The organism is Streptomyces sp. NBC_00234, assembly GCF_036195325.1.
Taxonomy (GTDB): Bacteria; Actinomycetota; Actinomycetes; order Streptomycetales; family Streptomycetaceae; genus Streptomyces.
The window spans coordinates 1463297-1480767 of record NZ_CP108101.1 but is presented as its reverse complement, the minus strand read 5'-3'; the positions used below and the strand labels follow the sequence as shown (position 1 = coordinate 1480767).

At 70.9% G+C, this 17471-nt stretch carries 17 protein-coding genes; 10 read left to right on the top strand and 7 right to left on the bottom strand.

Going from position 1 to position 17471, the window contains the following annotated elements; translation table 11 throughout:
• Positions 1–38 precede the first annotated feature (38 nt).
• The 3 genes from rox to OG230_RS06325 all read right to left on the bottom strand — a co-directional run bounded on the left by rox (position 39) and on the right by OG230_RS06325 (position 2999).
• Positions 39–1511, bottom strand: coding sequence for a rifampin monooxygenase (gene rox, locus OG230_RS06335; protein ID WP_328911318.1), 1473 nt, complete (start codon positions 1509–1511; stop codon positions 39–41).
• Positions 1512–1617: 106 nt separating this feature from the next.
• Positions 1618–2136 (bottom strand): hypothetical protein, encoded by a 519-nt coding sequence (locus OG230_RS06330; protein ID WP_328909137.1) that lies wholly within the window; start codon positions 2134–2136, stop codon positions 1618–1620.
• A gap of 257 nt (positions 2137–2393) precedes the next feature.
• A complete protein-coding gene (locus OG230_RS06325) occupies positions 2394–2999 on the bottom strand; it encodes a dihydrofolate reductase family protein (RefSeq protein ID WP_328909136.1) in 606 nt (201 codons plus the stop codon).
• A 287-nt stretch (positions 3000–3286) separates the two neighbouring features.
• On the opposite strand from OG230_RS06325, the gene argC reads away from it, so the two are divergent.
• From argC to OG230_RS06300, 5 genes are read left to right on the top strand one after another with little or no spacing between them, the layout of a single operon-like run.
• Positions 3287–4315 (top strand): N-acetyl-gamma-glutamyl-phosphate reductase, encoded by a 1029-nt coding sequence (argC, locus tag OG230_RS06320; RefSeq protein WP_328909135.1) that lies wholly within the window; start codon positions 3287–3289, stop codon positions 4313–4315.
• Entirely contained in the window at positions 4312–5466 is a 1155-nt protein-coding gene (gene argJ / locus OG230_RS06315) for a bifunctional glutamate N-acetyltransferase/amino-acid acetyltransferase ArgJ (protein WP_328909134.1), read from the top strand. The genes argC and argJ overlap by 4 nt, the downstream gene beginning before the upstream one ends.
• Positions 5463–6377, top strand: a complete 915-nt coding sequence (gene argB / locus OG230_RS06310; protein WP_328909133.1) for an acetylglutamate kinase — start codon at positions 5463–5465, stop codon at positions 6375–6377. The genes argJ and argB overlap by 4 nt, the downstream gene beginning before the upstream one ends.
• Positions 6374–7570, top strand: coding sequence for an acetylornithine transaminase (locus tag OG230_RS06305; RefSeq protein WP_328909132.1), 1197 nt, complete (start codon positions 6374–6376; stop codon positions 7568–7570). Before argB ends, OG230_RS06305 begins: the two co-directional genes overlap by 4 nt.
• Positions 7571–7595: 25 nt before the next feature.
• Entirely contained in the window at positions 7596–8132 is a 537-nt protein-coding gene (locus tag OG230_RS06300) for an arginine repressor (RefSeq protein ID WP_018515284.1), read from the top strand.
• Positions 8133–8139: 7 nt separating this feature from the next.
• Here the strand turns inward: OG230_RS06300 and OG230_RS06295 are convergent, their stop codons facing one another.
• The 3 genes from OG230_RS06295 to OG230_RS06285 all read right to left on the bottom strand — a co-directional run bounded on the left by OG230_RS06295 (position 8140) and on the right by OG230_RS06285 (position 10723).
• On the bottom strand, positions 8140–8841 hold the full coding sequence (locus OG230_RS06295; RefSeq protein ID WP_328909131.1) for a L,D-transpeptidase family protein: 702 nt from the start codon (positions 8839–8841) through the stop codon (positions 8140–8142).
• Positions 8842–8905: 64 nt separating this feature from the next.
• Complete coding sequence (locus OG230_RS06290) at positions 8906–9511, bottom strand: pyridoxamine 5'-phosphate oxidase family protein (RefSeq protein ID WP_328909130.1); 606 nt, start codon at positions 9509–9511, stop codon at positions 8906–8908.
• A 42-nt stretch (positions 9512–9553) separates the two neighbouring features.
• Positions 9554–10723 (bottom strand): hypothetical protein, encoded by a 1170-nt coding sequence (locus OG230_RS06285; RefSeq protein ID WP_328909129.1) that lies wholly within the window; start codon positions 10721–10723, stop codon positions 9554–9556.
• 168 nt (positions 10724–10891) lie between these two features.
• On the opposite strand from OG230_RS06285, the gene OG230_RS06280 reads away from it, so the two are divergent.
• The 3 genes from OG230_RS06280 (at position 10892) to OG230_RS06270 (ending at position 14676) form a co-directional block, all read left to right on the top strand.
• Positions 10892–12085 carry an argininosuccinate synthase gene (locus OG230_RS06280; protein ID WP_328909128.1) on the top strand — a complete coding sequence of 398 codons (1194 nt, stop codon included), beginning with the start codon at positions 10892–10894 and terminating at the stop codon, positions 12083–12085.
• A 123-nt stretch (positions 12086–12208) separates the two neighbouring features.
• The gene (gene argH / locus OG230_RS06275; protein ID WP_328909127.1) at positions 12209–13636 is read left to right on the top strand and encodes an argininosuccinate lyase; all 1428 of its coding nucleotides are present in this window, start codon (positions 12209–12211) and stop codon (positions 13634–13636) included.
• A 68-nt stretch (positions 13637–13704) separates the two neighbouring features.
• Positions 13705–14676 carry an aldo/keto reductase gene (locus OG230_RS06270; RefSeq protein ID WP_328909126.1) on the top strand — a complete coding sequence of 324 codons (972 nt, stop codon included), beginning with the start codon at positions 13705–13707 and terminating at the stop codon, positions 14674–14676.
• 58 nt (positions 14677–14734) lie between these two features.
• Here OG230_RS06270 and OG230_RS06265 read toward each other — a convergent pair whose 3' ends face one another.
• Positions 14735–15241 (bottom strand): hypothetical protein, encoded by a 507-nt coding sequence (locus OG230_RS06265; protein ID WP_328909125.1) that lies wholly within the window; start codon positions 15239–15241, stop codon positions 14735–14737.
• A 92-nt stretch (positions 15242–15333) separates the two neighbouring features.
• Here OG230_RS06265 and OG230_RS06260 point away from each other — a divergent pair, with 92 nt between their 5' ends.
• Positions 15334–15885 (top strand): TetR/AcrR family transcriptional regulator, encoded by a 552-nt coding sequence (locus tag OG230_RS06260; protein ID WP_328909124.1) that lies wholly within the window; start codon positions 15334–15336, stop codon positions 15883–15885.
• On the top strand, positions 15882–17426 hold the full coding sequence (locus OG230_RS06255; RefSeq protein WP_328909123.1) for an MFS transporter: 1545 nt from the start codon (positions 15882–15884) through the stop codon (positions 17424–17426). The genes OG230_RS06260 and OG230_RS06255 overlap by 4 nt, the downstream gene beginning before the upstream one ends.
• Positions 17427–17471: the final 45 nt, after the last annotated feature.

Here is a 17471-nt window from a genome sequence, read left to right as displayed (position 1 = left end):
CCGGCGCACCGGCCCGGGGCCGGTGCGCCGACGAAGGGTCAGGCCGCCGGGGCGCCGAACCACCGGGGGAGCCGGCCGAGCAGATCCTGCTGGTCCTCACCGACCCACGCCACATGGCCGTCCGGCCGCAGCAGCACCGCGGGCACGTCCAGTTCCTCGCTGACGTCCACGACGTGGTCGACCCGGTCGGCCCAGCCCGCCACCGAGAGCCGCCCCGTCGGGTCGAGCAGCAGCCCGCGCCCGCCGTGCATCCGCTCGTAGAGGCGCCCCTGCTTGAGCGGTACGTCCCGCATCCGCGTGCCGAGCAGTGCGTGCCCCTCGCCGAAGTCGTACGCGACCCCGACCGCGGTGATGATCCCGGTCACGTACCGGTTCACCTCCTCGAAGTCCATCAGCTTCGAGAACAGCTCCCGCAGCGCGGTCGCACCCGGATCGGTCCCCAGCAGCGTGATCTGGGCGCGGGTGTTGTCCAGCACGGCGGCGCCCACCGGGTGGCGTTCGGCGTGGTAGCTGTCCAGCAGCCCCTCCGGTGCCCACCCGTCGACCGCGGCGGCCAGCTTCCAGCCGAGGTTGAACGCGTCCTGCACGCCGAGGTTGAGCCCCTGGCCGCCGGTCGGCGGGTGGATGTGCGCCGCGTCGCCGGCCAGCAGCACCCGGCCGACCCGGTAGCGCTCGGCCTGCCGGGTGGCGTCGCCGAACCGGGACAGCCAGCGCGGCGAGTGCACGCCGAAGTCGGTGCCCGCGACCGCCCGCAGCTGCTTCCGGAAATCCTCCAGGGTCGGCGTGGCCGCACGGTCCTCGGCCACCCCGTCGGCGGGCACGACGACGCGGCACACCCCGTTCTCGCCCGGGGCGACGCCGAACCGCAGCTGGGTCCTGCGGACCTTCTCGACCACGGCGGCGATCGTCGCCGGGTCCTCGGTCACCTCCATCTCGCCGAGCAGCGTCTCGACCTTGGCGGGCTCGCCGGGGAAGCCGACGCCGAGCAGCTTGCGCACCGTGCTCCGGCCGCCGTCGCACCCGACGACGTAGCGCGAGCGCAGCTGCGTGCCGTCCGCCAGCTCGACGGTCACCCCGTCCTCGTCCTGGCTCAGCCCCACCACTTCGCAGCCGCGCCGGAACTCCGTGCCGAGTTCGACGGCACGCTCGTCGAGCAGCCGCTCGGTGACCGGCTGCGGAGTGGCGAGACCGAACGGGTGGGCGGTGTCCAATTGGTCGGGCCACGGCTTGGCGATGCCGCCGAAGAGACCGCCGACCTGGAACTTCTCACTGACCGCGAGGAACCTCTCCAGCAGTCCGCGCTGGTCCATCACCTCGACGCTGCGCGCGTGCAGACCCTGCCCGCGGGACTGCGGGGTCGGCTCGGTCAGCTTCTCCAGTACGACCACGTGCACGCCGTGCAGCCGCAGCTCGCAGGCCAGCATCAAGCCGGTGGGTCCGCCGCCGACCACGATCACGTCACTCATCAAAGCCCTCATCCGTCTCCGCAGGTTCTCGCTTGAGTGGGTGATTCTGCGGGACGACCGGGGTCTTGCCGCAAGCCCCCGGGTGCGCTATATCTTGAGAGTGGCAAGGAGTGGGTTACCTCCTTGCCTTTCCTTTTGTGGAGATCCAGAGCTAACGGCCGACGGTGCTCCAGTCGGCGGGGGCAGGCGGCACAGTGCGGCCGGCCGCGTGTTCGTGGAGGCGTCGGGTCAGTTCCGGCAGGTCGTAGGCGGGAAAGCTCACCTGCAGCAGGCGCAGGCCGAAGTGGGACGGCCGGTCCTCACCGAACATCGCGGCGTCCATCGGTTTGATCTTCACGTCCCAGGCGTCCGGGGCGGCCCAATGCGTCATCCGCACGTAGAAGGCATCGCGCGGGCCGGCGTTCGCCACGGCCGTGAGGAGGCCGAGCCCACTGTCGACCGGGAAGTCGATGAGCATCCAGCCTCGGCGGGACTCCACCCACTCCGCCATGTGCGGCAGCTTCTCCGGCCAAGCCGCATTGCTCTCGGCCAGATCCTGACAGCAGGTGAAGGTGTCGAACCCGCACTCCCAGATTGCCTGGATCGCAGGCGCGAGCTCTTCGTCGATCCGGGCGTTTCGGCTGCCCACACGAACGAGAACGGTGGGGTGTGTGCCTTCGTAGGACGTCATCGCAGGAGCATAGAGGCGGGGTACGACAGCGAGACCCGGCGGCTTCCGGTCTGGTTGGCGTCCTCGTGGGAGCCGACCGGAACGCGCAGGGGCCGTCCATGGTGCTCAGTCACAACCGGATGTGACTGAGCGCTTCAGCCGGCCCCATCGGCCATGTAGAGCGCTCGGTTCGCGAGGCTCTGCCCAGGGAAGCGTTCAGCGGCGCATCCGTATCCGGAAGGTGGATCTTTGCGGAGACTGCGGCGGACGGGGCGACGTCACGCAGGTACGCCGAGCGGCGGGTGCTCGAGCACGCGGGGCTTGTACTCGACCAGTTGGATGCGGCCGTCGAAGGTGTGGTGCTCGATCATCTCGAGGGCAATGTCCGGATAGCCGTCGTAGATGCGTTCTTCGCCCGTGGCCCCGGTGATCACCGGGAACATCACGACCCGGAAGCGGTCGACGAGTCCGGCTCGTAGCAGGGACCGGCACAGGCTGAGGCTGCCGATGGTGCTGAGGAGCCCCGAGCCACTCGACTTCATGGCGCGGACCGCCTCGACGGCGTCGTCGCGGACGAGCGTGGAGTTGGCCCACGTCAGTGGCTCCTCGAGTGAGGAGGAGAACACCATCTTGGACGCTTGCGTGAGCTCGTCGACGGACGCCTCTTCTTCGGGCCTGAACTCGTCTTGGTCATTCGGGACCTCGCCTGCAGCGAAGCCCGACATAAGGCGGTAGGTGTTCGCTCCCATCAGGTAGGTGGCCTCGGGCTGCTTGCCGAGCCATGCGAGGTACTCCGGGCCCTCGAGGCCCCAGAACCCGGGCCATCCCTCTCCCGATGCGTGGCCGTCGAGGGAGGTGATGAAGTCGACGAGAAGCTTCGACATGGCGGTGTCCTTTCCTGCGGTGTCACGAGCTTGGACCGGCCGGGAGCCGCAAACTCATCGGCCGCGCCGTGGAGTAACGAGAAAACCCATGACGCTGCAGCGGATCAGATCGGCGGAGCGCCATCCGTGAACGGCCCGGCCAACCGTCACGCTCGGCCGGGCCAAGTACAACGCTCAGGGGCCAACTGAAACGCTCAGTCACAACCGGAGTTCCTGGAGTCCTGTCGAGATCTTTGCATAAAAGTGCAGCGCTGCGTATAGTCATGCCCTCTAGGAGGAGGATTTCGATGGTGGTACGCGCAGCGGTAGCAGGGGCGAGCGGATACGCGGGCGGGGAGCTGCTCCGTCTCCTGCTGGTCCACCCCCAGGTCGAGATCGGGGCCCTCACCGCGCATTCCAACGCGGGGCAGCCGCTCGGCCCCCTGCAGCCGCACCTCCGGCCGCTCGCCGGCCGGGTGCTCCAGCCGACCACCGCCGAGGTGCTCGCCGGGCACGACGTCGTCTTCCTCGCCCTGCCGCACGGTGAGTCCGCGGCCGTCGCCGAGCAGCTGGGGGACGAGGTGCTCGTCGTCGACATGGGCGCCGACTTCCGGCTGAAGGACGCCGCCGACTGGGAGAAGTTCTACGGTTCGCCGCACGCCGGCACCTGGCCCTACGGGCTGCCCGAGCTGCCCGGCGGCCGGGCGGCGCTGGCAGGCGCCAAGCGCATCGCGGTGCCCGGCTGCTATCCGACCGCCGTCTCCCTCGCGCTCTTCCCCGCGTACGCGGCCGGACTCGCCGAAGCCGAGGCCGTGATCGTCGCCGCTTCCGGTACGTCCGGGGCGGGCAAGGCGGCCAAGCCGCACCTGCTCGGCTCCGAGGTGATGGGCAACATGTCCCCGTACGGCGTCGGCGGAGCGCACCGGCACACCCCCGAGATGATCCAGAACCTCAGCGCCGCCGCCGGGGAGCCGGTGACCGTCTCCTTCACGCCCACCCTCGCCCCCATGCCGCGCGGCATCCTCGCCACCTGCAGCGCCAAGGCGAAGCCGGGCGTGAACGCCGAGACCCTGCGTACGGCCTACGAGAAGGCGTTCGCGGACGAGCCGTTCGTGGACCTGCTCCCCGAGGGGCAGTGGCCCGCCACAGCGTCCGTCCACGGTTCCAACGCCGTACAGATCCAGGTCGCCCACGACGAGGCCGCGGGCCGGATCATCGTGATCAGCGCCATCGACAACCTCGCCAAGGGCACCGCGGGCGGCGCCCTGCAGAGCATGAACATCGCCCTCGGACTCCCCGAGGACACAGGTCTTTCCACGATCGGAGTCGCACCGTGAGCGTCACGGCAGCACAGGGATTCTCGGCGGCGGGCATCGCCGCCGGAATCAAGGAGAGCGGTCAACCGGACCTGGCCCTCGTGGTCAACCACGGGCCGCGTCGCGCCGCCGCGGGCGTCTTCACCTCCAACCGCGTCAAGGCCGCTCCCGTCCTCTGGTCGGAGCAGGTGCTCAAGGGCGGAGAGGTCACGGCCGTCGTCCTCAACTCGGGTGGCGCCAACGCCTGTACGGGCCCCCAGGGTTTCCAGGACACGCACGCCACCGCGGAGAAGGCCGCCGAGGTCCTCGAAGGCCACAGCGCGGGCGAGATCGCGGTCGCCTCGACCGGACTCATCGGCCAGCTGCTCCCCATGGACAAGCTGCTGCCCGGCATCGAGCTGGCCGCGGCGGCGCTCAGCGAGCACGGCGGCGAGAAGGCCGCCATCGCGATCAAGACCACCGACACGGTCCACAAGACGAGCGTGGCCACCCAGGGCGGCTGGACGGTCGGCGGCATGGCCAAGGGCGCGGGCATGCTCGCCCCGGGCCTCGCCACCATGCTGGTCGTCCTCACCACCGACGCCGATGTCGAGACCCCCGCGCTCGACGCCGCACTGCGCGACGCCACCCGCACCACCTTCGACCGGGTCGACTCCGACGGCTGCATGTCGACCAACGACACCGTGCTGCTCCTCGCCTCCGGAGCGAGCGGGATCACGCCCGCGCAGGACGCGTTCGCCGAGGCCGTACGGAGCGTCTGCGCCGACCTCGCCCGGCAGCTGATCGGCGACGCCGAGGGCGCCTCGAAGGACATCCGCATCGAGGTGATCAACGCCGCGACCGAGGACGACGCCGTCGAGGTCGGCCGGAGCATCGCCCGTAACAACCTCCTCAAGTGCGCCATCCACGGTGAGGACCCCAACTGGGGCCGCGTCCTCTCCGCGATCGGCACCACCGGGGCCGCCTTCGAGCCCGACCGGCTGAACGTCGCCATCAACGACGTCTGGGTCTGCAAGGGCGGCGGTGTGGGCGAGGACCGCGACCTCGTCGACATGCGGTACCGCGAGGTCAGGATCACCGCCGACCTCTCCGAGGGCACGGAGTCGGCCGTCATCTGGGCCAACGACCTGACCGCGGAGTACGTCCACGAGAACAGCGCGTACAGCTCATGAGTACGGCGCGGAAGCACACCGCACTGCCGAAGGCGCAGATCCTCATCGAGGCGCTGCCCTGGCTGACCCGGCACAACGGCAGGACCGTCGTCATCAAGTTCGGCGGCAACGCCATGATCGACGAGGAGCTGAAGGCGGCCTTCGCCCAGGACGTCGTCTTCCTTCGCCAGGCCGGCCTCAAGCCCGTCGTCGTGCACGGCGGCGGCCCGCAGATCAGCGCCCAGCTCGACAAGCAGGGCCTCGTCAGCGAGTTCAAGGCCGGACTCCGGGTCACCACGCCCGAGGCGATGGACGTCGTACGGATGGTCCTGGCCGGACAGGTCCAGCGCGAGCTGGTCGGTCTCCTCAACCAGCACGGTCCGCTCGCCGTCGGCATGACGGGCGAGGACGCCCAGACCATCACCGCCGTCCAGCACCGGCCCACCATCGACGGCGAACTCGTCGACATCGGCCGGGTCGGCGAGATCACCGCGATCGACACCGGCGCCATACAGGCACTGCTGGACGACGGCCGGATCCCCGTCGTCTCCTCCATCGCGCGTTCCGCCGACGACAACCACGTCTACAACGTCAACGCGGACACGGCGGCAGCCGCACTCGCCGCCGCGCTGAACGCCGAGACGCTGATGGTCCTCACCGACGTCGAGGGCCTCTACGAGGACTGGCCCAACAGCGACGACGTGATCAGCCGGCTCACCGCCACCGAGCTGGAGAAGCTGCTGCCCAGCCTCTCCAGTGGCATGGTCCCGAAGATGCAGGGCTGCCTCCACGCCGTACGCAACGGGGTCGGGACCGCCCGTGTCATCGACGGCCGGGTCCAGCACTCGATCCTGCTGGAGATCTTCACCGACGAAGGAGTCGGCACGATGGTCGTGGCCGACGCACCGACCGACACCGAGGGGGAGTCATGAGCAACGAGGAGCTCTCGCAGCGCTGGCAGGGCACGCTGATGGACAACTACGGCACCCCGCAGCTCCCCCTGGTCCGCGGCGCCGGCGCCCACGTCTGGGATGCCGACGGCACCGAATACCTCGACTTCGTCGGCGGTATCGCGGTGAACGCGCTGGGCCACGCCCACCCCGCCGTCGTCGAGGCGGTCTCCACCCAGATCGCGTCCCTCGGCCACGTCTCCAACCTCTTCATCGCCGAACCGCCCGTGGCCCTCGCCGAACGGCTGCTCCAGCTCTTCGGCCGGGCCGGCAGGGTCTACTTCTCCAACTCGGGCGCCGAGGCGAACGAGGCCGCCTTCAAGATCGGCCGGCTGACCGGGCGTACGCACATGGTCGCCACCGAAGGAGGCTTCCACGGCCGGACCATGGGCGCGCTGGCCCTCACCGGCCAGCCCAAGAAGCGGGAGCCGTTCGTCCCGCTGCCCGGCGACGTCACGCATGTCCCGTACGGCGACGTCGAGGCGCTCAGGGCCGCGGTGACCACCGACACGGCCCTGCTGATCGTCGAGCCGGTCCAGGGCGAGAACGGCGTCGTCGTCCCGCCCAAGGGCTATCTGGAGGCCGCCAGGGAGATCACCCGGGCCACCGGCACCCTCCTCGTGCTCGACGAGGTGCAGACCGGGATCGGCCGGTGCGGCCACTGGTTCGAGCACCAGGCCCACCAGGGTGTCGAGCCGGACCTCGTCACCCTCGCCAAGGGCCTCGGAGGCGGACTGCCGATCGGCGCCACCGTCGCGTTCGGCCCGGCGGCCGACCTGCTGAAGCCCGGTCACCACGGCACGACGTTCGGCGGCAACCCGATCGCCTGCGCGGCCGGACTCGCCGTCCTGGACACGCTCGCCGCCGACGGCGCCCTGGACAACGTGAAGCGTCTGGGCGAGAGGATCAGGGAGGGAGTGGAGGGCCTGGGGCACCCCTTGGTCTCCCACGTCCGCGGCTCCGGCCTGCTGCTGGGTATCGTGCTCACCGGACCCCTCGCACCGCAGGTGCAGCAGGCGGCCCAGGGAGCCGGACTCCTGGTGAACGCGCCCGCCCCCGATGTCGTACGGCTCATGCCGCCGCTGATCATCGGCGACGCGGAGGTGGACGCGTTCCTGCGGATTCTGCCGGGAGCTCTCGACGCGGCATACGGGGACGGACGATCCGGGGAATGACGATCCGGAGAATGAGGCGACGACGATGACCGAGGCGCAGGAAACCGAGCACGGCGGGCCGTCCGTGCCGCAGACCCGCACGGCCCGCCACCGCCGGATCGTGGACATCCTGAACCGGCAGCCGGTGCGCTCGCAGAGCCAGCTGGCCAAGCTCCTCGCCGACGACGGGCTGAGCGTCACCCAGGCGACGCTCTCCCGCGATCTGGACGAGCTCGGCGCGGTGAAGATCCGTAACACCGGTGGCGAGCTGATCTACGCGGTGCCGAGCGAGGGCGGTTTCCGCACCCCGCAGGCACCGCTGGGCGGCTCCGCCAAGGAGGAGCGGATGCGCAGGCTCTCCGCCGAACTGCTCATCTCGGCGGAGGCATCGGCCAACCTGGTGGTCCTGCGTACGCCTCCGGGCGCGGCGCAGTTCCTCGCCTCGGCCATCGACCAGGCCGAACTGCACGACATCCTCGGGACGATCGCGGGCGACGACACGCTGATGCTGATCAGCCGCGACCCGGCGGGCGGCCAGGCGCTCGCCGACCACCTCCTGCGCCTCGCCCAGAACGACCGCTGACGAGGCCCTAGTAGCGCGTGATCGCCGTCGGTCCCGAACGCGTCCCGATCGCGATGTGGGGACGGCGGGCAGGATCGGCCCAGGCCAGGATCCGGCTCATCGCGGCCGCCGGTACGGAGACGCAACCGGCGGTCGCACCACGGCCGTTGACATGGAGAAAGATCCCGGCGCCCCGGCCCCGTACCGGCTGCTCGTAGTTGAAGCCGATGACGAGCGCGTGCGCGTACTGCGTGCCGTACGTGACCAGATGCTCGGCCTCGGTGGCCCGGCAGTCCGCAGGCCGCGGCTCCACCCAACGGTTGTAGGAGCGGGCGTCGTTGTCCTGGCACCACCAGGAACGGTCGTTGACCCGGCGGTACGGGTAGCCGGTCCCGGCCGGGGCCTCCTCGATCCCGAAGGCGTACGGCAGGTCGTACAGACCGGTGGGCGTGGTGTTCGTGCCCTGGGTTCGCGCACTGCCCTCCGTCAGGCCGTTCGCGCCGAAGCGGGCCGGCGCGGACCCGGCCTCGGACCAGCCGCCCCGCCGCCACTCCCACCAGGTGACCGTGCCGGTGGTGGAGCCCTCGGACGGGGCCTCGGCGGTGATCAGCTGGGAGCCGCCGCCGGTGTCGGCGAGCCGCTCCGGAAGGGGCGGCGCGCCGGGGTCACCGGCCGCGACGGAGCCCAGCAGAGCCAGCAGTACCGAACCGGTGACCAGAAGTCTGCGCATGTTCCGGACCGTACGGGCAGGGCGGCCGGGCCCCCACCGCGCCTGCTCCGTACGGCCCAGCGGGTCACCCGGCGGGCGGCACGGGCACCGGAAGAGGCGGCAGCGGCAGCGGAAGCCCCGGCAGTCCGTCGATGCTCGTGGCGATGTCCGGCTTCTTCTCGAAGTAGGCGCTGAGACTGGCGTCGTCGTCGCGCCGGAACCGGTCGGCGTGGAGCGAGCGGTCCTCGTCGTACGACATGTACGGCACCGCGAACCCGCACGAGTCCCGGATCAGCTCGGCCGTCACCACGATGATCGCCCGCAGCCCGTGCGCCGTGGGGTCCACCGCCGGGAAGTGGGTCAGCAGCTCGCCGAAGCGGGGATCGTCGCGGAACACCGGCTCCCCGCGCCCGTGCACCCGGACGATGTTCGGCGGCCCCTGGAAGGCGCACCACATCAGCGTGACGCGGCCGTTCTCGCGGAGATGGGCGATGGTCTCCGCCGTGCTCCCGGCGAAGTCCAGGTACGCCACGGTCCGTTCGTCGACTACGGCGAACGATCCGCTCACGCCCTTGGGGGAGAGGTTGACCGTGCCCTCCGCGTCGAGGGGAGCGGTCGCCGCGAAGAAGATGTGCTGCTCTTCGATGAAGGTCCTGAGCCGTCCGTCGATGCGTTCGTACGTTTTTCCCATGGGGCGAGTATCGCGGCCCGTTCCCGCCCGGCCATGGGGATTTCAGCCCGCGGGACGACCGCTGCGACGGTGGCGCTCCCGCAGCAGCCGCTGCGCGGCCACCTGTGCCGCGCGTGGGCGGTCCGGAGCGAGGCACGCCCGCAGCCAGTGTTCCTCGAACCGGTCGGCGTCCGGGAGCAGCGCGAGCGTCGCACCCCGGACCACGGCGGGCGCGGGGTCCTCCAGCAGCGGGCGCATCCGCTCGTACGACACGGCGTCGAGCGCGCGCAGGCCGGTGACCGCCTGGACGCGTACGGCCGCGAGCGGGTGCCCGGTCAGCGTCCACAGGGTGCCCGCGTCCGCCCTCTCCCCGCACTCGCCGAGTCCGGCGGCGGCCCCCGGGTGCGCGGACGGATCCGAGCACAGGTCCCGGTAGAGGGGGAGCGGGTCGACTCCGGCCTGTCGCAGGACATAGCGCGCGCAGGCCCGTACGGCCGCGGAGCGATCGGCGAGGTACGGCTCGGCTTCACCGTGCCGCCCGGCCGCGCGCAGGGCGGTGACGCCCGCCGAGCGGACACGGGGCGAGCGGGCTGCCAGCAGCCGGTCCAGTAAGGCGGGCTCGGCACCCTCCCGCAGGCGGGCGAGAGCCGCTTCCGCGCACAGGTCCTGGAGGGTGACATCCCCTTCCGTGGTGGCGATGACGGCCAGCCGCATGGGCGACAGCAGCTGTCGGCCGACCGCGATCCGGTGGGCGAACCGGCGCGTCGCCCGGTCCGGGTGTGCCATCAGCACCTCGACGTCGGCCGCAGGCCCCTCGCGCAGGCTGCTCTCCAGCAGCGCATGGGCGAAACCGCCCTGCGCCCGCCCGGCCAGCCGCAGGATCAGCGCGGCCAACGGCACCAGTTCCGGTCCTGGCACCTTGGCGAGCAGGGTCCGGGCGCGCTCGCGTACCGGCCCCGCCCAGTCGGCGCAGCGCAGCACCACGAGCGGGCGCAGTTCGGGAGCATCACGCACCGAGTCCAGCGCAGCCTCACGGGTCCGGCCGTCGGGGTGGCACAGGAGCAGCGCGAGCGGGGGGCGCCGGGCCAGTGTGCTCGGCCGGCCGACCCAGGGCAGTGTCCGTACATCCGCGTCGAAGGTCACCCATGCCTGGGCCGATGTGGTGTCCAGGGCCTCGTGCGGCGGCACGCCGCGCGCCAGCCGTTCCGCGGCCCTGCCCTCGTCGTAGTACATCGCGCCCCGCCCCTCGTGAGGCGCCGATCGTAGAGGGGCCGGGCGCCAGAAGTCGCCGCCATTTACGGCTGCCCCGCTCTGCGGACCCCTCTGACCTGGACCTTTGACAAAGCATACGGAGGACTGCATAGTTATACCCATCAGTGATTGCACCGTAAGGAGAAACCCGTGACCGAGCGCGTCGTACTCGCCTACTCGGGCGGCCTGGACACCTCCGTCGCCATCGGCTGGATCGCCGAGGAGACGGGCGCCGAGGTCATCGCCGTTGCCGTGGACGTCGGCCAGGGCGGCGAGGACCTGGACGTCATCCGCAAGCGCGCGCTCGCCTGCGGCGCCGTCGAAGCCGAGGTCGCGGACGCCAAGGACGAGTTCGCCGATGAGTACTGCCTCCCGGCGATCAAGGCCAACGCCCTCTACATGGACCGTTACCCGCTGGTCTCGGCGCTCTCCCGGCCGACGATCGTCAAGCACCTCGTCGCCGCCGCCAAGAAGCACAACGCCGGCATCGTCGCCCACGGCTGCACCGGCAAGGGCAACGACCAGGTCCGCTTCGAGGCCGGCATCTCCGCGCTCGGTCCCGACCTGAAGTGCATCGCCCCGGTCCGCGACTACGCGATGACCCGTGACAAGGCGATCGCCTTCTGCGAGGAGAAGAACCTCCCGATCGCGACCACCAAGAAGTCCCCGTACTCCATCGACCAGAACGTCTTCGGGCGTGCCGTCGAGACGGGCTTCCTGGAGGACATCTGGAACGCGCCGATCGAGGACATCTACGAGTACACGCAGAACCCGGCGACCCCCCGCGAGGCCGACGAGGTCGTCATCTCCTTCAAGGAGGGCGTCCCGGTCGCCATCGACGGCAAGCCCGTCACCGTGCTCCAGGCGATCCAGCAGCTCAACGAGCGGGCCGGAGCCCAGGGCATCGGCCGGATCGACATCGTCGAGGACCGGCTCGTGGGCATCAAGTCCCGTGAGGTGTACGAGGCCCCGGGCGCGATCGCACTGATCACCGCGCACCAGGAGCTGGAGAACGTCACGGTCGAGCGCGAGCTGGCCCGCTACAAGCGGCAGGTCGAGCAGCGCTGGGGCGAGATGGTCTACGACGGCCTGTGGTTCTCCCCGCTCAAGCGTGCCCTGGACGGCTTCATCAACGAGGCCAACCAGCACGTCACCGGCGACATCCGGATGACCCTGCACGCCGGCCGCGCCGTCGTCACCGGCCGGAAGTCCGAGCAGTCGCTCTACGACTTCAACCTCGCCACCTATGACTCGGGCGACACGTTCGACCAGTCCAAGGCGCAGGGCTTCATCGAGATCTTCGGACTCTCCTCGAAGATCGCGGCCAAGCGCGACCTGGCCTGACACACTTTCAGCCCCTCCGGCGTTCGAGGAGCGGGGTCCGGGGGCAGAGCCCCCGGTTACGGGAAGGGGCGGGTGCGGGGAGCGAATCCCCGCACCCGCCCCGCCGCACAACAAGGAGCAACCGTGAGCAGCAACACCGGCGATGTCCGCCTCTGGGGCGGCCGGTTCGCCGACGGCCCCGCCGAGGCCCTGGCGAAACTCTCCGCCTCGGTCCACTTCGACTGGCGCCTGGCCCCGTACGACATCGCGGGCTCCCGTGCCCACGCGCGCGTGCTGCACAAGGCCGGCCTGCTCACCGAGGACGAGCTGACCCGCATGCTCGCCGGCCTCGACCTGCTCGAACAGGACGTGGCCTCGGGCACCTTCGTCGGCACGATCGCCGACGAGGACGTCCACACCGCCCTCGAACGCGGCCTGCTGGAGCGCCTCGGCCCCGACCTCGGCGGCAAGCTGCGCGCGGGCCGCTCCCGCAACGACCAGGTCGCCACGCTCTTCCGGATGTACCTGCGCGACCACGCGCGGATCATCGGCGGCCTCGTCGCCGAGCTCCAGGACGCCCTGGTCGGTCTGGCCGAGGCCCACCCGGACGTGGCCATGCCCGGTCGTACGCACCTCCAGCACGCCCAGCCCGTCCTCTTCGCCCACCATGTCCTGGCCCATGTGCAGTCCCTGTCCCGGGACGCCGAGCGGCTGCGGCAGTGGGACGAGCGGACCGCCGTCTCGCCGTACGGCTCCGGCGCGCTCGCCGGCTCGTCCCTCGGGCTCGACCCCGAGGCGGTCGCCGCGGACCTGGGCTTCGAGCGCGGCTCCGTCGCCAACTCCATCGACGGCACGGCCTCCCGCGACTTCGTGGCCGAGTTCGCCTTCATCACCGCGATGATCGGCGTCAACCTCTCCCGGATCGCGGAGGAGGTCATCATCTGGAACACGAAGGAGTTCTCCTTCGTCACCCTGCACGACGCCTTCTCCACCGGCTCCTCGATCATGCCGCAGAAGAAGAACCCGGACATCGCCGAGCTGGCGCGTGGCAAGTCGGGTCGCCTCATCGGCAATCTGACGGGCCTCATGGCGACGCTCAAGGCCCTCCCGCTCGCGTACAACCGCGACCTCCAGGAGGACAAGGAGCCGGTCTTCGACTCCTGCGACCAGCTCGAAGTCCTGCTGCCCGCCTTCACCGGCATGATGGCGACGCTCACCGTCAACCGGGAGCGCATGGAGGAGCTGGCCCCGGCCGGGTTCTCGCTCGCCACCGACATCGCCGAGTGGCTGGTCAAGCAGGGCGTCCCGTTCCGGGTCGCGCACGAGGTCGCGGGCGAGTGCGTCAAGGAGTGCGAGCAGCACGGCATCGAGCTGGACCAGCTCACCGACGAGCAGTTCGCGAAGATCTCCGAGCACCTCACCCCGGAGGTCAGGACCGTCCTCAACGTGAAGGGCGCCCTCGCCTCCCGCGACGGCCGCGGCGGTACGGCCCCGTCCGCCGTCGCCGTGCAGCTCGCCGAGGTCAGGACCGACCTCGCGGCGCAGCACGCCTGGGCGACCGCCCGGCAGTAGGTGTAGGAACGGCGTCGCGGGCTACGTTGGACGGGAAGGAGTACCGACCCGACCACGAGGAGCCCGCGATGCCCTTCGCCAGGCTGGCCACCGCTACGACCCCGACCGCCCACATCGGTTTGGGCCTGGCCGCCGTCGCCAGACCCGGCTACATCACCCTCCACCGCGACCGGGACCTGCCCGGGGACCGCAGCGTGGAGGAACTGCGCGCCCGGACCCATGAACTCCTCGACGCCGCCTACGCCCAGGGCGTCCGTTACTTCGACGCCGCCCGTTCCTACGGCCGCTCCGAGGAGTTCCTCGCCGACTGGCTGGCGTCCCGCCCTGCTGCTGACGACGTCGTCGTCGGCAGCAAATGGGGCTACACCTACACCGCCGACTGGCGCGTCGACGCCGAGGCGCACGAGGTCAAGGACCACGGACTCGCCACGTACGAGCGTCAGCGCACCGAGACCGAGGCGCTGCTGGGGGACCGGCTCGACCTCTACCAGATCCACTCCGTGACCGCCGACAGCCCGGCCCTCACGGACAAGGAACTGCACGCACGCCTCGCCGAGCACGCGGCCGAGGGCGTCAGCGTCGGACTCTCCACCAGCGGACCCGGCCAGGCCGACGCCATCCGGGCCGCGCTCGCCGTCACCGTCGACGGCGCGCCCCTCTTCCGCACCGTCCAGGCCACCTACAACGTCCTGGAGACCTCCGCGGGAGCCGCGCTCGCCGAGGCCCACGACGCCGGGCTCACGGTGATCGTCAAGGAGGGCATGGCCAACGGCCGGCTCGCGGGCACCGACGCCCCTGCCGTCGTGCGGGAGATCGCCGCGGAGGCGGGACTCGACAGCGACGCCGTCGCCCTCGCGCTCGTCCTGCACCAGCCGTGGGCCGGTGTGGTCCTCTCCGGCGCGGCCACGGTCAACCAGCTCTCCGGGAACCTCCACGCCGCCGTCCTCGACCTCGACGAGGAGCGGCGGGCCAGGCTCGACGCACTGGTGGAGGAGCCCGAGGCGTACTGGCGCCATCGCGCCTCGCTGCCCTGGAGCTGACGGAAGCCGTCGCATTCCGCCGTGCTTCTCGGTGACCGACTCCCGCGTGGGCCGGGGCTCAGTCCCCGGCCCACGCGGCGAGCGCGTCGAAGTCGGCCTGTTCCAGGCCGGTCCACGGATCGATCCGCAGCAGCAGCGACCGTCCCGCGTGATGGGCCGCCACCCATGTCCGGTCCCGCTCGGTGATCTCGTCGTCGATCCAGGCGAACGGCCGCCCGGCCGCGTACTCCACGACGTGTCGGGTCTTCCAGAACACGCCGTCCGGCGTGCCGCCGGGCAGGGACGGCCAGTCGATGTACGGCAGTTCGGGCAGCCCGAGATGCGGGCCGATCCACTCGTTGGCCTCGGCCATCCAGGTCGTGGCCCAGGCCAGTTCGTACCGGTCGGCGAGGGCCAGCAGTTCACCGCCGTGCTCCGGATTGAGCAGGACCGGCAGCGCGGGCCCCTCCGTCCACCCGGACGGCCGCATCCGGTGCTTGCGGTACCCCTCCGGAGCCGTGCGACGGGACAGGGCCAGATACGGATTGAGCGGACCGTCGACGTCGATCAGCAGCAACGGCTTCATGGCCTCATGGTGCCCGTCCCAGCCGCGCGTGGCGACGGGTCCGGACATCCAGCGGTGAGACATTTGTGTCTCACATGGGCTATGGTTGTCTCATGACTCTGGACCGTGAGCAGGTGCTGCGCAGCGCCGCCGCCCTGCTGACCCATAAATCCACCGCCACCATGGACGAGGTCGCCAAGGCCGCGGGCATCGGCCGCGCCACCCTGCACCGGCACTTCGCCGGGCGGGACGCGCTGGTCAGGGCGCTGGAGAATCTGGGTATCCAGGAATTCGAGGCGGCCCTGGACGCCTCCGCACTGGACGAGGGCAGCGCGGAGGACGGCCTGCGCCGCTTCGTCGCGGCGGTCGAACCCAGCGCGGGCCTGCTCTCCTTCCTGGTCACCGAGAACCAGCTCTTCGAGGGCGACGAGGTGAACGAGGGCTGGAGCCGGCTCGACGCCCGGGTCGCCGCCTTCTTCCGGCGCGGCCAGGAACGCGGCGAGTTCCGCATCGACCTCACCCCCGCCTGGCTGACCGAGGCCCTCTACGGCCTCATCGGGACCGGCGCCTGGGCCGTACAGGTCGGCAGAGTCGCACCCAAGGACTTCCAGTACATGATCGTCGAGCTGTTGCTCGGCGGAGCACGCCGGAGCGTGGAGCAGTGACCAGCATCGCCCAGAACCCGCAGACCACGGAGATCGTGCGCCGGCCGGGACGGTGGATAGCCCTGGCCGTCCTCGTGCTCGCGGTGCTGCTCGTGGCCGTCGACGCCACCGTCCTCGGACTGGCGACGCCGTTCCTCAGCGAGGACCTCGCACCCACCGGCACGCAGCTGCTCTGGATCGGTGACGTCTACTCCTTCGTCATCGCCGGAATGCTCGTCTCCATGGGCAGCCTCGGCGACCGCATCGGCCGCAAGAAGCTGCTGCTGACCGGCGCCGTCGCCTTCGGCGCGGTCTCGGTGCTCAACGCCTACGCCACCAGCCCGGAGATGATGATCCTGGCGCGGGCGCTGCTCGGTGTCGCGGGCGCCACGCTCATGCCCTCCACCCTCGCCCTGATCCGCAACCTCTTCCACGACCCGCGCGAACGCAGCCTCGCCATCGGCATCTGGGGTGCCATGGCCTCGGCGGGCGCGGCCGTCGGCCCCGTCATGGGCGGCTTCCTGCTCGAACACTTCTGGTGGGGCTCGGTCTTCCTGATCAACCTTCCGGTGATGGCCGTCCTCGTCGTCGTCGGCATCAAGCTGATCCCCGAGTCCAAGAACCCGGCGCCGGGCCCCTGGGACCTGACCAGTGTCGGACTCTCCCTCGTCGGCATGATCGGCGTCGTGTACGCCATCAAGGAGCTGGCCGCCCACGGCGCGAGCTGGGAGGTGGCGGCGTCCGCCGTCATCGGGGCGGGAGCGCTCGCCTGGTTCGTACGCAGGCAACTGAAGCTCCCCGCACCTCTGCTGGACATGCGGCTCTTCCACCACCGGGGCTTCTCGGGTGCGGTGCTCGCCGACCTCCTGACCATTCTCGGCCTGGCCGGACTGGTCTTCTTCCTCTCCCAGTTCCTCCAACTGGTCCAGGGCCGCGGCCCGCTGGAGGCGGGCCTCGCCGAACTGCCCGCGGCCATCGGTGCGGTGGCCGCCGGACTGATGGCCGGAGTGGCGGCCCGCCGCTACTCCGTACGCTCGGTGGTGACGGGCGGCCTCGCCGCCGTCGGGGTGGCCCTCGCCTCGGTGACCCTGCTGAGCAAGGACACCGGATACCCGATGCTCGGCGTCATGCTGCTGGTCGTCGGCGTCGGTGCCGGATTCGCCTTCACCGTCACCGCCGACGTGATTCTCTCCACCGTTCCCAAGGACCAGGCCGGCTCCGCGTCCGCGGTCTCCGAGACGGCGTACGAACTCGGCGCCGCCCTCGGTATCGCCCTGCTCGGCTCCATCGTCACGGGCGTCTACCAGGGTTTCGAGACCCCGGCCGGAATCGGCTCCGGTACGGCGGCGGCTGCCCACGAATCACTGGGCGGCGCCGTCGACGTGGCCTCCACGCTGCCCGCCGCGCAGGCGGCGCCCCTGGTGTCGGCCGCGCAGGAGGCGTTCGTCGAGGGGCTGCGGTTCGCCGCGGGCATCGGCGCCGCCGTACTGCTGGCGACGGCCGTCGCAGCCTGGTTCCTGCTGCGGGGCCAGAAGCTGGAGGACGGTGTCGAGCACCCGTAGCGCGCGACGGGCACGGCACGAGGAAGGGCCCGTACCCCCCTGACC

What these genes read in the sequence shown, in the direction of transcription:
- OG230_RS06330 (WP_328909137.1), bottom strand. Translation starts at nt 2,136, where the DNA reads ATGACGTCCTACGAAGGCACACACCCCACCGTTCTCGTTCGTGTGGGC.
- OG230_RS06285 (WP_328909129.1), bottom strand. Translation starts at nt 10,723, where the DNA reads ATGTACTACGACGAGGGCAGGGCCGCGGAACGGCTGGCGCGCGGCGTG.
- OG230_RS06260 (WP_328909124.1), top strand. Translation starts at nt 15,334, where the DNA reads ATGACTCTGGACCGTGAGCAGGTGCTGCGCAGCGCCGCCGCCCTGCTG.
- OG230_RS06265 (WP_328909125.1), bottom strand. Translation starts at nt 15,241, where the DNA reads ATGAAGCCGTTGCTGCTGATCGACGTCGACGGTCCGCTCAATCCGTAT.
- OG230_RS06290 (WP_328909130.1), bottom strand. Translation starts at nt 9,511, where the DNA reads ATGGGAAAAACGTACGAACGCATCGACGGACGGCTCAGGACCTTCATC.
- OG230_RS06300 (WP_018515284.1), top strand. Translation starts at nt 7,596, where the DNA reads ATGACCGAGGCGCAGGAAACCGAGCACGGCGGGCCGTCCGTGCCGCAG.
- argB (WP_328909133.1), top strand. Translation starts at nt 5,463, where the DNA reads ATGAGTACGGCGCGGAAGCACACCGCACTGCCGAAGGCGCAGATCCTC.
- OG230_RS06270 (WP_328909126.1), top strand. Translation starts at nt 13,705, where the DNA reads ATGCCCTTCGCCAGGCTGGCCACCGCTACGACCCCGACCGCCCACATC.
- OG230_RS06325 (WP_328909136.1), bottom strand. Translation starts at nt 2,999, where the DNA reads ATGTCGAAGCTTCTCGTCGACTTCATCACCTCCCTCGACGGCCACGCA.
- argC (WP_328909135.1), top strand. Translation starts at nt 3,287, where the DNA reads ATGGTGGTACGCGCAGCGGTAGCAGGGGCGAGCGGATACGCGGGCGGG.
- OG230_RS06305 (WP_328909132.1), top strand. Translation starts at nt 6,374, where the DNA reads ATGAGCAACGAGGAGCTCTCGCAGCGCTGGCAGGGCACGCTGATGGAC.
- OG230_RS06295 (WP_328909131.1), bottom strand. Translation starts at nt 8,841, where the DNA reads ATGCGCAGACTTCTGGTCACCGGTTCGGTACTGCTGGCTCTGCTGGGC.